14 protein-coding genes and 1 tRNA gene are annotated in these 16,075 nt (G+C 26.6%); 6 read left to right on the top strand and 9 right to left on the bottom strand.

Features of this window, described 5'->3' with window-relative positions; genetic code table 11:
* Positions 1 to 580: 580 nt before the first annotated feature.
* Positions 581 to 1,483: a hypothetical protein gene (locus R4I97_RS06260; protein ID WP_335784227.1), complete on the bottom strand. Its 903-nt coding sequence runs from the start codon at positions 1,481 to 1,483 to the stop codon at positions 581 to 583.
* A 153-nt stretch (positions 1,484 to 1,636) separates the two neighbouring features.
* Between R4I97_RS06260 and R4I97_RS06265 the strand changes: the two genes are divergently transcribed.
* The 4 genes from R4I97_RS06265 to R4I97_RS06280 all read left to right on the top strand — a co-directional run bounded on the left by R4I97_RS06265 (position 1,637) and on the right by R4I97_RS06280 (position 6,331).
* Positions 1,637 to 2,311, top strand: coding sequence for a hypothetical protein (locus R4I97_RS06265; protein WP_335784228.1), 675 nt, complete (start codon positions 1,637 to 1,639; stop codon positions 2,309 to 2,311).
* A gap of 17 nt (positions 2,312 to 2,328) precedes the next feature.
* A complete protein-coding gene (gene mgtE, locus R4I97_RS06270) occupies positions 2,329 to 3,690 on the top strand; it encodes a magnesium transporter (RefSeq protein ID WP_335784229.1) in 1,362 nt (453 codons plus the stop codon).
* A gap of 74 nt (positions 3,691 to 3,764) precedes the next feature.
* Positions 3,765 to 5,399, top strand: a complete 1,635-nt coding sequence (locus R4I97_RS06275) for an ankyrin repeat domain-containing protein (RefSeq protein WP_335784230.1) — start codon at positions 3,765 to 3,767, stop codon at positions 5,397 to 5,399.
* 44 nt (positions 5,400 to 5,443) lie between these two features.
* On the top strand, positions 5,444 to 6,331 hold the full coding sequence (locus tag R4I97_RS06280) for a DMT family transporter (protein ID WP_335784231.1): 888 nt from the start codon (positions 5,444 to 5,446) through the stop codon (positions 6,329 to 6,331).
* Here R4I97_RS06280 and fliD read toward each other — a convergent pair.
* The 3 genes from fliD to R4I97_RS06295 all read right to left on the bottom strand — a co-directional run bounded on the left by fliD (position 6,328) and on the right by R4I97_RS06295 (position 9,789).
* A complete protein-coding gene (gene fliD / locus R4I97_RS06285) occupies positions 6,328 to 8,535 on the bottom strand; it encodes a flagellar filament capping protein FliD (RefSeq protein WP_335784232.1) in 2,208 nt (735 codons plus the stop codon). The genes R4I97_RS06280 and fliD overlap by 4 nt on opposite strands.
* A 135-nt stretch (positions 8,536 to 8,670) precedes the next feature.
* Positions 8,671 to 9,093 (bottom strand): helix-turn-helix transcriptional regulator, encoded by a 423-nt coding sequence (locus R4I97_RS06290; protein WP_335784233.1) that lies wholly within the window; start codon positions 9,091 to 9,093, stop codon positions 8,671 to 8,673.
* 3 nt (positions 9,094 to 9,096) lie between these two features.
* On the bottom strand, positions 9,097 to 9,789 hold the full coding sequence (locus R4I97_RS06295; protein ID WP_335784234.1) for a JAB domain-containing protein: 693 nt from the start codon (positions 9,787 to 9,789) through the stop codon (positions 9,097 to 9,099).
* 211 nt (positions 9,790 to 10,000) lie between these two features.
* Here R4I97_RS06295 and R4I97_RS06300 point away from each other — a divergent pair, with 211 nt between their 5' ends.
* Positions 10,001 to 11,029, top strand: a complete 1,029-nt coding sequence (locus tag R4I97_RS06300) for a hypothetical protein (protein ID WP_335784235.1) — start codon at positions 10,001 to 10,003, stop codon at positions 11,027 to 11,029.
* A 397-nt stretch (positions 11,030 to 11,426) separates the two neighbouring features.
* Positions 11,427 to 11,499 (top strand) — tRNA-Asn (locus R4I97_RS06305).
* Positions 11,500 to 11,571: 72 nt separating this feature from the next.
* On the opposite strand, the gene R4I97_RS06310 is transcribed toward R4I97_RS06305, so the two are convergent.
* The 5 genes from R4I97_RS06310 to rfaE2 all read right to left on the bottom strand — a co-directional run bounded on the left by R4I97_RS06310 (position 11,572) and on the right by rfaE2 (position 15,982).
* On the bottom strand, positions 11,572 to 12,663 hold the full coding sequence (locus R4I97_RS06310; protein ID WP_335784236.1) for a PP2C family protein-serine/threonine phosphatase: 1,092 nt from the start codon (positions 12,661 to 12,663) through the stop codon (positions 11,572 to 11,574).
* A 73-nt stretch (positions 12,664 to 12,736) separates the two neighbouring features.
* Positions 12,737 to 13,105 (bottom strand): DMT family protein, encoded by a 369-nt coding sequence (locus R4I97_RS06315; protein ID WP_335784237.1) that lies wholly within the window; start codon positions 13,103 to 13,105, stop codon positions 12,737 to 12,739.
* Between the two features lie 56 nt (positions 13,106 to 13,161).
* Positions 13,162 to 14,091: a UDP-N-acetylmuramate dehydrogenase gene (locus tag R4I97_RS06320; protein WP_335784238.1), complete on the bottom strand. Its 930-nt coding sequence runs from the start codon at positions 14,089 to 14,091 to the stop codon at positions 13,162 to 13,164.
* Positions 14,066 to 15,448: a UDP-N-acetylmuramate--L-alanine ligase gene (murC, locus tag R4I97_RS06325; protein WP_335784239.1), complete on the bottom strand. Its 1,383-nt coding sequence runs from the start codon at positions 15,446 to 15,448 to the stop codon at positions 14,066 to 14,068. Before murC ends, R4I97_RS06320 begins: the two co-directional genes overlap by 26 nt.
* 78 nt (positions 15,449 to 15,526) lie before the next feature.
* Entirely contained in the window at positions 15,527 to 15,982 is a 456-nt protein-coding gene (rfaE2, locus tag R4I97_RS06330) for a D-glycero-beta-D-manno-heptose 1-phosphate adenylyltransferase (protein WP_335784240.1), read from the bottom strand.
* Between the last annotated feature and the right edge of the window lie 93 nt (positions 15,983 to 16,075).

The raw sequence follows: 16,075 nt of genomic DNA on the forward strand, positions 1-16,075 counted from the left end.
AAATCATTTTAATTTATTTACTAAAACATATATTTAACTTTTAATTAAAAATAATTTGGAATATTTACGTATTAACTTAAGATAGTATCATAATACTAATTGTGATGATTATCAATTCAAAATCCATTTACCTCCAATTTTAAATAGAAATAATATATTTATGCATGCCAACAACTTATAATTAAATAAGTAATAAAATTTATAGTATTTTCTATTATTTCCATATTAATACCTCCTATATAAAAAATAAAAAAGATTTTTGATAGGTAAGGCATAGTTCCAATTGCTAAAAATATAATACTATTATAATTATCCGATGTTTTTATGACGGCATGACACATGTTATCACCATGCATAAATATATTATTTCAAAGATCTATAATTATAATATAACAAAAATTTAAAATAAGTCAGCATTTTTTATTATAAAAAAATTAAATAAAAAGTTTTGGTATACCATATAAAAAATATATAAAAATTCCAAATACACGGTAGATGCATTTTTATATTTTATTTAAATTGAATTTATAACAAAGTTTATATTCTAAGTTTTGCTCTGCGTGCGGTATGGGTGTTATGATTAGAAAATCAAACTTATCTCTAGCCCTATCTTATTTTCGTATCCAAAATAACTTGAAGCTCCTCTCGGTTTACCAAATCCATATTTCAAAGCAACGGTAAATCTATAAAACTCTACACCTACCCCAATATTAACATATCCATGCCAAGGCTCTTTTATAAGTCCCAACTTATCCTTTTTATCAAGTATAGCTCCTCCATTTATGCCAGCTATAAAATTAATAATATCTTTATAAATAGGTAATCTATAATCCAAACCAGTATGCACCCTAAAAAGCTGAGGACTATTTCCTACAGCATTATAAGACAGTTCTGTTCCTAAATATACAGTGAAGTTTTTTATATAATAATATGCAGCAATTGAAGCAAACTCATAGCTGCTTCCGCTTCTAATTGTATAATCACCCTTAAACCCATCAACCAAATGAGTAGATTGATGATACATAGGAATAAATCTTATCTTCATGTTAATGCCAGCAATATTTTGAAGCCATAAATCTGCAAATACTGCAAACTGCCCTGCAAAATCATAAACATCAAAAAGACCTGTGTTTCTGCCAAGTATAGAAATATCCATTCCTGCTCCCATACCTACAGAAAAATATTTATTCCTATAAAACATTATCTCGCTAGCTAGCCTACCCTCTATATAAACAGAAACAGATTTAAAATCCCAATTAGCATTATTATCCATAGCCATTAAGTTTTTATTAACATCAAAATTTTTTGCAAAAAGCAGTCTTCCTATAAAAGCCCTCGGGTCTTGCCAGCCAATATAATATTTATCAACATCATAAACACGAAAAGGATTTGTAAAACTATAATCGTTTGATACTGCATCTTGCGAATATAATAAAAAACTTAAATTTAAAAAAAGTATTGTAATAATATATATTTTTTTCATAATAAAAACTAAGTAAAAATTAATTTATTTAAAACTATTCTAATATAATAAAAAATTTTTGACAAGTTGTTTAATAATAAAAAATAATTAATTTGACATTATATAGTTTTATTATATAGTAGTATATATAGTTGATTATTTAGAGAGTGTTTTATGAAAAAATTATTAGTATTATTTTGTGCAATATTCATACTAACTTCAACAGCATTTGCAAGACATGGCGGCGGAGCAGCTTTATTTGTACCTCTTACTGGAAGTTTTGCTTTTACAGATATAAAAACCTCTGATGGTAAAAAAATTGATTCATTAAAATCTTCTGGAGCTTTTGATTTTGGAGTATTACTTCAGCCTGGATATTTTTATGATTTCTCAGGCCTCATTGGTGTAGATGTACTCGCTGATATTGGATATTATAGAAGTTCTTACAACTTTAGAGATACTGATAATAATGGAAGTATTGTTTCATATAATTTTGATACTTTAAATCTTGGAGGAATGGCAAGAGTATCAATTTTATTTTTATCTTTAGGAATAGGTTCTGGAGTAAAATTGCCGCTTCAGGCAAATATACAAAATGCTGATAATAAAATTACTTACAACTACGATAAAATTAAAGAAAACTTTTATAATGCCTATATACCATATATAAAATTCACAATAGACTTTAGATATTATTTAAATAGTTTCTCAGCATTAGCAGCTGGGCTATATTTTAATTATGATTTTAATATAAATCAAAAAATACCAAACTATTCAAGATATAATATATCTTCATTTGACTTTGGTTTTCAAATTGGAGTTTATTTAGTAGGTTCTAGTGATTATTAATAATTGGAAAAATAAAAATGCTAAAAGAATTATTGTTGCCGGAAATAGAAGACTTAATAGAACAAAATCAATGGGAAGATATTAGTGAAATACTGTCTCTCTGGCAAGAAGCTGAAACTGCAGATTTAATCACTTCTATAAAAAATGAAGATAAAATTAATATATTTAAAACTCTTCCAAAAGAATATTCTATAAAAGTTTTCCCGGAATTAGTTTCTATAGATCAGCAGCATATTATAGAAAGTATGACTGATGAGAAAAAAAAAGAATTACTTGAGAATATTAACCCAGATGACAGAACTTCATTCTTAGAATCTATAGATGAAGATATGTCTAAAAATATATTAAAATTGCTTGGAAGCGAAGAGAGAGAAATTGCTTCTTTGTTGTTATCATATCCAGAAGGCAGTATTGGACGTATGATGACACCTGAATATATAAGCATAAAACCTGATTGGACAGTTGAAGAGGCTTTTGAATATGTTAGAAGCAATATAGAAGATGCAGAAACTTATACTACTATATATGTATTGGATAATAAAAGAACTTTAATAGGCTCTATTGCTTTAAGACAATTATTTTTTAGCAGACAAAAGGCGCTTATAGGAGATATAGTAAATAATTGTCCATATATATTAGCTTATGAAGATAAAGAAAATGCCATAGAAATTATAAAAAAATATAATCTGCATTCATTAGCCGTTATAGATAATAAACACTCTATGGTTGGAATTGTAACTGTAGATGATATATTAGATATTGCAGAAGAAGAATATACAGAAGATTTCCACAAGATGGCAGGTATTACTTCAGATGACAATCAATTTGATGATAATTTAAAAATTACGCCAATATTTACAATGTACAAAAAAAGAATATTATGGCTTTTAGCTTTGGTATTTGTAAATTTATTTTCAGGCGGTGTTATAAGCATATTTCAAAACACATTACAAAAGCATATAGTGTTAGTTGCATTTTTACCATTACTCATAGGAAGCGGCGGCAATGCAGGAAGTCAATCTGCAACTTTAGTTATACGTTCTCTTGCTATAGGAGATGTTGTATTAAAGGATTGGATATATTTACTTTCAAAAGAAGTGTTAGTTTCTTCCATATTAGGATTGAGTATGGCATTGGGTGCCAGCATACTTGGAGTTATAAGAGGAGGATTTGAAATAGCTATAATAGTTAGCATATCTATGTTTAGTATAGTTTTTATTGGAAGCATTATTGGTTTAACTTTGCCTTTTATTTTAACTAAATGCAAATTAGACCCTGCTATAAGCGGTGCGCCTGTATTAACTTCTATATGTGATATTGCAGGTGCTGGTATATATTGTTCTATAGCTACTATAATTTTTTATATATTAGCTAAATAAAAAATTATTATAATTTGATGTTTTTATAATATATTATATAATATATAATGAAATAATTAAAGGTATATTCATTTATGATGAGAGAAATAGAAATAGAATTACATGAAGCTTCAGCTAATAATGATATTTTTGCTTTAGAAATTTTATTAAAAAATAAAGATATAAATATTAATTTAGAAAATGTATTAGGACTTACTCCTTTAATGCATGCTGCTAAATTTGGTTATGCAAAAATAGTAGAAATGTTTATAAAAGCAGGTGCTGATGTAAATAAGGCTGATAAATTATTTATAACACCTTTAATGAGTGCAGCTGCTAATGGTCATTATGATGTAGTAAAACTACTTATAGAAAATAATGCTGATGTTAATAAAAAAGATGTTAACAATACAACGGCTTTGCATTATGCTTCTTCTTCTAATCATACTGATATAATAAAATTGTTAGTAGAAAATAAAGCTGATATTAACGCTAAAACAGATGTACATATTACACCTATTATGTATTCTTGCCAATTATCAAATTATGAGGCTGTAAAATTTTTAGTTGATAATGGGGCTAAACTTGATGAATGCGACATATATGAAGAGAATGTTCTGCATTATGCAATATCAAGCGGTAATATAGACATAGTAGAATATATATTAAACAAACAAAAATTAGAAATACCGAGATACGCCCTCACAACAGCTTCTATTAGCGGTAATTTATCACTTGTACATTATATACATTCAAAATTAAAAGATGATAGAAAAGAGAATATATTTTCTAGTGCTTTTATATCGGCAGCGCATAATGGGCATTTAGATATTGTTAGGTATTTTTTTGACACATCTAAAAAAGATGCTCCTAAAGCTATAGCTCTTGCTTCTTCTGGCGGACATAAAAATGTAGTTGAATATTTGCTTATGAATGGAATATCGCCTAATGGCATATCCGATGAAGGTAAATCAGCTTTAATATATGCCATAGAAACTTCTAATAAAGATATTATTGAGCTTTTAATTAAATATAATGTTGATATTAATATGCCGGATGATGATGATATAACGCCGCTAATGTATGCTGCAAGTGTTGGAGATATCGAAATAGTAAAAAATCTTTTAGACAATAATGCTAATGTTAAATTGGTAGATAATTTGGGAAGAAATGCTCTTGCTCATGCTACTATGAGCGGAAATATAACAATAATAGAGCTTTTGTTATATAACGGATTATCTTTAAAAAATAAAAAAGAAAACATTAGCCTTTTAATGTGGGCTGTAATATATGATAATTTGAAATCATTAAAATATTTGATACAAAAAGGGATGGATATAAAAGAAAAAGATAAAAATGGATGGAATCCTTTTATGTTTGCTTGTGCAAAAGGATATATGGATATTATTGAATATACATTAAAATCATATCCTGATATATTATTAGAAAAAAGTAAAAATAAGGAAACGGCATTAATAATAGCAGCAGATAATGGAAAAACAGAAGTAGTTAATTATTTACTTTCTAAGGGTGTTTGTATTAAAGAAAAAAACTCTGATAATTATAATGCTTTAGAGATTGCTATAATAAAAAATAATTTTGAGATATGTGAATCAATCATAAATTTCTATAAAATAAATTATCCAAATTATAATTTTCAAGAAGAATATAATTTAGCAAAAGATAAAGGGAATAAAAACATAATAGATTTTATTCAAAGTAAACTATAAATAAATATTTTAATCACAAATCAAAATAAGATATTAGGACTTTTATGATAGATAAAAATAATAATAAAGAAAAATTAGGAAGTATTGGACTTTTTTTAACTGCTTTAATATGGGGATACAGTTTTGTTGCTGTAAAAGTTGTTGTAAATGAGCTTGCCCCTTTTTATCTTGTTGGATTTAGAAATTTTATAGGCGGAGTATTTTTATTTTTAATATTTTTTAAAATTACAAGAACTATAACTAAAAGGGATTTTTTATTAACTTTACCAATTGGTATAACTTTATTTTTTGGATTTTGGCTTCAAACAATTAGTGCTCAATTTATAACCGCATCAAAAATAGCTTTTTTTACAGGAGCCTATGTTATATTAGTTCCTTTTTTAACTTGGGTAATATATAAAAAGAAACCTCATATAGCAGCATTCATTGCAGCATTTATTACATTAATAGGTTTATATTTGCTCACATCAGTAGATGGAATAAAAAATATAAAAGTGGGTGATTTATTTGCGATATTATGTGCTGTAGCATTTGCTATTCATTTGGTATTAATAGACTCTATAATATCAAAAGTAAACGGTATAAAAATGGCTTCTCTACAATTATTAATTGCAGGAAGCATATCATTAATATTAGGTTTTATAACGAAAACACCATTAAATATTTCTGCTTTATCTAATGAAACTATATATTCATTTTTATATTTAGCATTAGGAGCTACTGCAATGGCTTATTTACTTCAAACTGTTTCACAAAAATATGTGTCTCCTCATAAAACAGGTATAATACTAAGTTTAGAGTCTTTTTTAGGTGCTTTATGCGGAATTATATTTATGCAAGACACTATTAATTTAAAAACAATTTTAGGCGGACTCTTTATAATACTAGCAATCTTTATATGTGAGATAGGAAGCAATATTAAAAAAAGTTAATTGCCATTATTATTTTGGTTTTGCATAGATTCAAGTCTTTTTCTCTCACGTTCAGCCTGCTGCAATTCTGACTGCATTCTATAGTAGGAAGCTAATCTCTGCTGTCTATACTCTTCTATTCTATCTTTTTCTGCATCCATACGTTTTTTATTATCATCAAGACGAGTTTTTGTCATAGCAATAGTATTTTCAACTATACCCCTAGTCTGTGAATAAGGTGTTACAAAGTCATTCATAGCATAAGCAACCCCAGTGTCCGGTATATCATCTCCAGAAGTATCATTAGCAAATAATTCTTCTATACCGTCCATTTGAGTTTCTATTTTATTCATAAACTTCTCTTCATCTATCTGTAAATATCCTTTTTTAACTACAGACCAATCCTCACCAGCATTTCCTCTGTTAATGCCTATCTGGTCTAATAAAGCTAACTCTTCACCATATTCTGTTTCATAAGGAGCAGCTATAATAGATTTTATTCTTTGTGATATATTATTAACTAAAGTATTACCGCTAAATACACCAATATAATATAATTTCTTTCTTAAAGCAGTATCACTAAGCTCAGGGTCAAAAGTAACCCCTAATGTATTTGCCAAATCTATCATATCGGTTCTGCTCATAGTCTCTAAACTTTCCATTACATCATTATTTAAAGGCATATGAGTAGTATCATTAAGTAAATCTATGACATCATTATAAGCACTTACAAAATTAACTATAGCATCAACTACGCCCTCTTTATCTACTTCTATAGTAGTAGCAAATGCCTCTGGTGTAGGTTTTATAGCTGTAATATTAAGACCATCTACAACATCTTTAAACTCATTGCTTTCACTAAGCACATCTATACCATCAACAGAAGCCCTCGCATCAGTTGCCTCAGATATTAAATAGTTTGGAGCATCCTCCTCTCTGCCCATATCTTCAACTAATAAATCCTTATAAAAAATGTTATACCCTTCATTTTTATTTATAAGAACTACCTGAGTAATAACATCTCCCTCTTCAAACTGACTTCCTATAGGTATATTCAATCTCTGCCAACTAGAGCTAATAGTAGGCAAAGCAAAGAATTTTTCAACCTCATCTCCTGCTTTATTAATATATTTAACTCCTATTATCTCAGAATTAAATCCTGTAGCGTCTATTGCTTCTGGTGCTTCAGCTTCAACATCTTTTTTAGCTGCTCTCTCTGCTTCGAGTGCTTCTTTATATTTCTTTATATCCTCAAAAGTTCTTGAGCTATCTGCTGGCGATAAACCTTCTCCATAAAGCTCAACATCTTTATATATTACACTATCTATTTTGTTGAAAGTAAGCCCTGTATCAGGTATAGACAAATCAACAGTAGGAGGCATTATAGGAGCTTCTTCAGCAACATCATCTAAAGTATCAGAAGCCCTCGCTGTAATCGAAATAGTAATATTTTCATTAGCTTCAGCCTCTCTATGCAAAGGCATTGATAATTTATTTACGCCCTTTAACACAATAAAATCATTCTTTATCATGTAATTTGTAGTTAAATTATCAGATTCATCTTTCCATTTATTTATTAAACTTTCATTAAATATATGACCCAAATATCTATAAGGTCTTCTTGTAAACATATTAAGCTCTTTTAATATACCAGCATCATCACTTACAACTTCCACTATATTTTTAGAGCCAGTTTTTACTAAATCTATTGTAAGAACTTGAAGATTTCTTGATTTTTGTGTAATTGTTGTTTTTATTTTTTTACCGAATGCTTTTTCTAAAGTTTTTTGTAAATTGACTAAGCTTCCGCCTGCAAAATCTATAGTATATTCATCTTCTGCTATTTTTAATTTAATAACACCAGCAGGAAGAGTATCATTCATATTATATGCTTTTGAAGAGAATTTCTGACTATTTGCTAACTCTTTAATTTCTATATCATAAGTAGTTGTGCTTGCAAGTCTATTAGCAGATACAGTAAAATAATCTGGAACCCCCTCTCCTGTACCAACGTAATTTTTAAAAGGAGAGCGAAAACCATACAATTCTTTAGAAGTAGTTGTTAATATATTTAATCTGTTTTTTAAATCTTCATAAGCAGATATTTGTCTCTGATAATTTTTAGCGTTATCAGAAAGATTTGAAAGAGTAAGACTCCTCTTATTAACTTCCGCATCTACTGCATTCTTATAAACTTCTTGAAGAAAAGCATCACTAGTAGCCATATATAAAATTCCCCTAAATTTTTTATATATAATTAAAAACTAAAATATACATAATATGTAAAAATATCTTTTACTATATAAATATATAAAATATTTCGGTATAATGTTAAATATAGTTAGCATAATATTTAAAAACTATTCTTCAATCTTTCTTATATCATTTATAATACTATCTATATTCTCCAATTCTTCAATAGAATAATCTTTTAATTTCATTACAATAGATAGCAGCTTTTCGTTATTTTCTGAATTTTCATAATTAGAAAAAAGAAGAAAAGATATAGGTATATTCAATACTTTAGCTATCTTATTCAAATTAGTTATAGATATATTTCTTTTTCCTACCTCCACTCCTTGCAAATATTTTGGAGACATTTGTGCCATCTCCGCTATATATGATATAGTTCTATTTTGGGATTTTCTTATAACTCGTATACTATTTCCAATATGAGTTAAAATAGATAGCTCATCATTATCATCATCAATATTTTTATTTTCATCTTTACAATCTGATACTACACTCTTAAAAAAATGTTTCTTTAAATTGTTTATATCCATTTATTATACTCCTACTTTTATACTATCTTTATATTTATCTAATATACCATTATCCCTAAAACTATAATGAATATTACCTGCTATTATAATATGATCTATAACCCTAATGTTGACCATAAAAAATGCCTTATATATTATCTCTGTTATTTCAATATCAGCATTGGAAGGCTTAGCTATTCCAGACGGGTGATTGTGTGATAATATAACATAGCTGGAACCTAAAGATAATGCCTTCTCTACTAAATCTCTTGGGTAAATAGTGGCAGAATCTATAGTCCCCCTAAATATTTGTTCTATAGAAATAAACCTCTTATTAATGTCTAAACATACTATAGAAAAAGTTTCAAACTTGAGTCTTCCGAATTTGATGATAAGATAATTTATTAAATCCTTTTTTTTGAACTCTAAAATATCACTTTTTAAACTATTATTTAAATAATACTCTAATAGTATTGGTATATTTTTTAGTATAAAAATCTTTTTTGAAGTTATCCCTTTAATTTTTAAAAGCTCTTTCTCATCAGAGTTTACTATGTTATACAAATTATGAAACTTATAATAAAGTTTATCTGTTATAATATTAGCACGGCTTAGAGATATACCATTAGAAAGCAGATGCGAAACTATTTCTTTTTCTTTCTCTAAATCAATGCTTTCGTAATTTGAATCAAAAATAAAATTATTATTAATAAACATATTAATATATCCTTAAAATTAACTATTACCTATAGTTAAACAAATATTTTTTTAAAATAAGCCAAAATTAAATAAATTAAAACAATATTTAATTCATAATTTCCCCTTAAAAAGGATATTTGTTTATTTTTTTAAATTAACAATTAGGTAAAATATTGACTTTTTATATAATAGTTATATCATTTTTTTATATAAAGTTTTGGAGTGAATTATGATAAAAAAAATAATTATTATGTTTATTAATTTATTTTTAATATCCTGTACATCAGATTCTACAACTCCATTTGATATAGAATATCTAATACTTCTTGCTGGCGGAGGAAGTGTAATAGAAAAAGAAAAAGCCATTGTTGACCCTGTTCAAATATCAGAGTTTATAAAACAACATGATGGAATATATTATGCAAGATATGAAGATGAAAGCCTTGATTTGAGATATATATTAGAAGAAGATAGAATATATACAGGTTATGGAACAGAAATTAATGCAACTAAAACATTATTCGGAACTAAATTACAAATATATATTGACGGGAAAGCAGATGGAGTTGGGTATGATAAAAATGATGAGATGTTTACATTTAATTTTGCTACAAATCAAAACATATATCTATTTGCAAATGCCATATTCCATAAAGAAACATACAGCAAACCTGCAAAAGGATATGATTATAAAATAGGAGAACCTATAAATGATTTAATACAATATTCTGGCAACTATTATTATTACGACTATGATGATACAAAAAAATATTATATACTTATAGATGAAAATGGACAAATATATATAGATGATAATTTAAATATAATTTATTCAACTGCATCTATGAAAGATAAAGTATTAACTATTACATACACTAAAACAGGAGGAACTAAAATAAAACAAGAATTACACTTCTATAATGATAAATTGATTTTTGGTAATTCTTGGATAAATGATCAGTTGCAATATGAAGAATTAAAAAGACATGATTTATTTAGCCCATATACTGGTACATACACAGGAAAAGATGTAAATAATGTTAGTATTACCCTAACTGTTAGTTTTAATAAAATAAGTTTAAGTACTCTTGGTCGATATGATACATTTACTCCTGTGATGTTTGGTAATACATTAATTTTATATCAATACTCATCTAAATATCCGACAAAAGAACATAAATTTGTATTTGATAATAATAAGGTTACATATACTAAACCTGATAATGCTGGAATTGTTGTATTATATAAACAAAATTAAATTATTTATAATAAAAAACATATTAAGGCTTATATTTCTTAAACTAATGAACTTAGTAATTCTTTTTTATACTCTGCTGTAGTAATTTTTATGCACTATACAAATTTTTATTTTAATTTTTTATAAGTAATAAATATGTCAAGCAATGTTTTAATTATAATAAAAATTTTTTTTTACGCACGCCAAATAAAATTTTTATTATAACTAAAATTCTATTTTACATTTAATTTATATTTTTTGTTTAGTTTAACGTGCGCTAAACCATATTTACAATATAGTTTTGTTTTATAATTTTTTATATGTATAATAATTTAAAAATAGAAAAAAAACGTTTTAACTATTGACATTTTTTATTAAATATGCTAATATATTAAAACAAGTTAAGAGAAAAAAATATTCCGAGATAGCTCAGTCGGTAGAGCAGGTGACTGTTAATCACCGGGTCGCAGGTTCGAGCCCTGTTCTCGGAGCATTATTTAGCCCCATATTTAGGGGCTTTTTTATTGCAAAAATTACTTATTAAAAATAAATAAAAATATAATTCAATAATTTATTTTAAAAATAACCATAGAACAATCATCATCTGGACTCCTATAGTCCAAATATTCATAAAAATCTATTTTAATAGTTTCTATCATAGTTTCAACACTATAAGTGCTATTGTTTATAAACATATCTTTTAATCTATTTATACCGTATAGATCATATTTGTTTTTTGATTTGGAAGCCTCAATAATACCATCTGTAAAAAATAAAAAAACATCCCCATTGTTAAGCTTAATATCCTCTTCATGAAAATATGCACTAGGAAATAACCCTATTATGGTGCCTCCATTTCTATATTCTTTAATAGTATTATTATGTATTGCAAGTAATGGAGTGTGCGATGCATTTGAATAAGTTAAAACTCTATTTTTTAAATCTATTTTTGCAACAATCATAGTAGAATAATAACCACTTGGCATCATATTAATTAAAGTATCGTTTATATCATGAATCAAATCTTTAACACTTGTAAAATTCTTAGATAAATCTCTAAATGCCGTCTTTATTACCGCAGTTATTATAGCAGCATCTATACCATGCCCGCTAACATCCGATATAATAAAAAGTATTTGGCTATTGTCATTATTTAAATAAACATAATCAAAAAAATCTCCTCCTATTATTTCTACAGGATTATAAAATGAATAAGATGATAAATAATCATTTTTAGGCATTTTCTTAGGAAGCATAGAACTTTGTATCTTTTTGGCATTTTTCATATCTTTTTTATACTTTTTTCTTATATTATCCAGTACCTCATATCTCCCTAATATATACATGTTTTTTTCTTTTAATATTTTTATAGCATTCTGATAATCATTTAGTATATTACTGCTAATCTTTGAAAGCCTATATGTAACCCCATTATTTTGTGTTTCCATTATCTCTTTATAATTGCTCGTAGAATTGTTTACAAAAAAATATACAATAGAAAAAGAAATTAAAAAAATTAAGAATAATAAGAGTAAAACAGTAAATACTATTTTTGTTTCATAATAAATTATAGATGCAATATTTAATATAAGAAATAGCAAAGAAAATACTATAGCAATAATCTTAAAAAATATTAATAAATTTTCATTTCTCATATATATAATTATTGATTATAACAAAAAGAAATAATTATGCAAATTTATTAATACATAATAATTTATAAAGATTTTATTTTTTAAAAATAAAGAATACAGCCAATATCAAACATAAAAATCCAATAAAATGATTAATTCTTAAAGTTTCTGTTTTAAAAAACACAACTGTAAATATTGTAAATATTGTTAAAGTAATAACTTCCTGCATAACCTTTAATTGCATAAGAGAAAAAGGTCCGCCATTTCCATTAAAACCAATTCTATTAGCAGGCACTTGAAAGCAATATTCAAATAAAGCAATTCCCCAACTAATTAATATAATAAAAGGAAGAGATAATTTAGCAAAACCTTTCATTTCACTGAATTTTAAATGACCATACCATGCTATAGTCATAAATGTATTTGATAAAATAAGTAGTATTATAGTAGTTATACCTTTCATAATTTTTTAATCTCCTGTTTTTTATTATGATTTGTAACAAAGAAGTATTTATTTTACTAACTTAAAAGCTTAATATTAATTTTAGGATTTAAAGCATAATGTTGTTCTATTTTCTTTTTCGTATCATCTATCAAAGATAAAACATCTGAAGCTTTAGACATATCAGTAGAGCAATTATCAATATAAATGCATTCATTAACTATATAATTAGGAAATCTTTTATGCCATCTCATAGTACCAGCCTTCATATCAAGTCCGCCAACTCTCTCAACCATCTCATAAGCTTTTATATTATCAAAATCTTCAAATACAGGACCAATATTAGCTTCCATTGGTGCAACAGAGCCTCTTATATATCTAAACCAATCAATTCTATTATCTATACTTTCAGGAGAGTCCTTCTCTAATCTTAAAGTAACAGATAAAATAATCATATTATCCTTAATCTCTCTGCTGGAAGATAAATACTCGTTTTTAGAAATATCTTTTATAATCATTAAATCTTGATAAAGCACAGTTAAAGTTTCTACAATGTTCATAAATGATATACCAAAAGATTCAAGCTCCCCATAAATAGCAGACTCTATTCGGCTATTTACTAAAGCAACAAATTCTAAACCAGATAAATTTCTAATACGTGCCTCATGTGAAAGTCTCTCTAAAATGGCAGAACTATTTGCTTTTAATACACAATCATCTAAAAACTCAAAATCTTCAAAACTGCCTTCCATAGATATAATAACCCCATCATACCCCTCATCAGATACAAGGAATTTGTTTTTATCTTTTATCACAAAATATTTTATATTATTTTTATTTAGAAACACAAGCAAAGATAAAAGTTCATCTATATTTTTTACAGTAACATATAAATCTACTATTCCCCCCACACTAAAACTAGTACATTCTTTAAATGGACGATTTTTATTGTATGTAACTTCATTTTCTTGTAAAAAATCTTCAAGAGCCTGATAATTTTTTTGCATAATCATTACTAACCTTTACTATATTACCAGCTCCCAAAGTAATTATTACATCTCCGTCTTTTTTTATTTTTTCTAACTCTGGCAATATATCTTCTATATTTTTTATATATTTTATATTATTATTTTTTACTATTTTGCATATAGTCTCGCCGCTAATTCCAGCAATAGGATTTTCTCCGGCAGCATATATATCGGTAATTATTAAATTATCAGCATCTAAAAAAGCATTTTCAAAATCATTTAAAAGCAGCTGAGTTCTGCTATATCTATGAGGCTGAAATATAGCTATAATACGTCTATCTTTATAAGCATTTCTAAGCGAAGATAATGTAGCTTTTATTTCTGTAGGGTGATGTCCATAATCATCAAACAATGTTATCTCTTTATCATATAATTTATTTAATCTTCTGCCTACACCTTCAAAGGCTTTGAGTGCTTTTTTTATAGTATCAGTATCTATATCTAAATGATATGCTACAGCTATTGAAGCTAAAGAATTAAGTACATTATGCTCCCCTATTAAAGGAAGCTCGAACTCACCTAATAATTTATCTTTATAATAAGCTTTAAAATAAGTTTTAAATCCTTCTGATTTTATAGAGCTTTTATCAACATAAAAATCATATTCATTAGAAAAGCCGTAAGAATAATATTTTTTACTTACACTTTTAGCCAAATCTTTTACAACATCATTTTCGAAACAAAGAAAAGAACAGCCATAAAAAGGAACTTTATTAATAAAATCCAAAAAAGCAAGTCTTAATTTTTCAACATTGCCGTAATAATCCAAATGGTCATTATCTATATTTGTAACAACGCTAAATACAGGTGAAAGTCTTAAAAAACTTCCGTCACTCTCATCTGCCTCACAAACCATGTATTCACTATTCAAATTACAATAAGCATTACTTTTAAGATTAAAATGATTTCCGCCTATTATACATATTGGATTTAATTTTGCTTCTATCATTATCTGGCTTATTAGAGAAGTGGTAGTAGTTTTTCCATGAGAACCTGATATTGCTATGCCTTGCTTTAAACGCATAATTTCAGCAAGCATCTCACCTCTTGGTATTACTATAATATTTTTCTTTTTGGCTGATATTATCTCTTCATTAGTTGGACTTATTGCAGATGAGCTAACAACCGCTGTAACATCATCTTCTACATTGCTTTCTTTATGGCCATAATAAACTTTTATTCCGCAATCTTCAAGTGATTGAGTCTTTGGAGTTTTAGCTAAATCGCTTCCTGTAATGGTAAATTCATCTATAGAATTAAGAACCAATGCTATAGCACTCATTCCTATTCCGCCTATTCCTATAAAATGTATCTTCTCTTTCTTCTTTGTAAACATTCACACATATCCATAAAATTTTTTATTTTAAAAAAACAAAACAAACAATTTTTAGTTAAAATTACATAGAAAACGTAATCAATTAATATTAATTTTTTTTATAATATTTGTGGTAGAATACCCATTTACAAAATCTATCAATACAGTTTGTTTAGCATATTCTCTGCCAACAACCTCTTCTATTTTATAATCTCCGCCTTTAACTAAAATATCAGGTTTTATAAATTTTATCAATTCTAAAGGGGTATCTTCATCGAAAATAACAACATAATCAATACATTCTAATGCCGACAACACTATAGCTCTGTCTGCTTCATTATTTATTGGTCTCTTGCTTCCTTTTAATCTTCTCACAGAGTCATCACTATTTAAGCCAAGTATAAGTATATCGCCAAGCTCCTTTGCTTTTTGTAAATATTCTACATGTCCCCTATGAATAATATCAAAACAGCCATTAGTAAATACTATTTTTTTTGTCTCTCTTTTATTTAATACATTTTTTAATTCTTCTAAGTTATTAAGTATCTTTTTCATATATCAGCAAAGTATAAACAAAACCATTTTGAAATTTTTAAATAAATTATAACATAAAACTAATTAATAACAATCATAATTTAACAATAATTT

The sequence above is a fragment of the Brachyspira pilosicoli genome, assembly GCF_036997485.1.
Lineage (GTDB): Bacteria > Spirochaetota > Brachyspiria > Brachyspirales > Brachyspiraceae > Brachyspira > Brachyspira pilosicoli_C.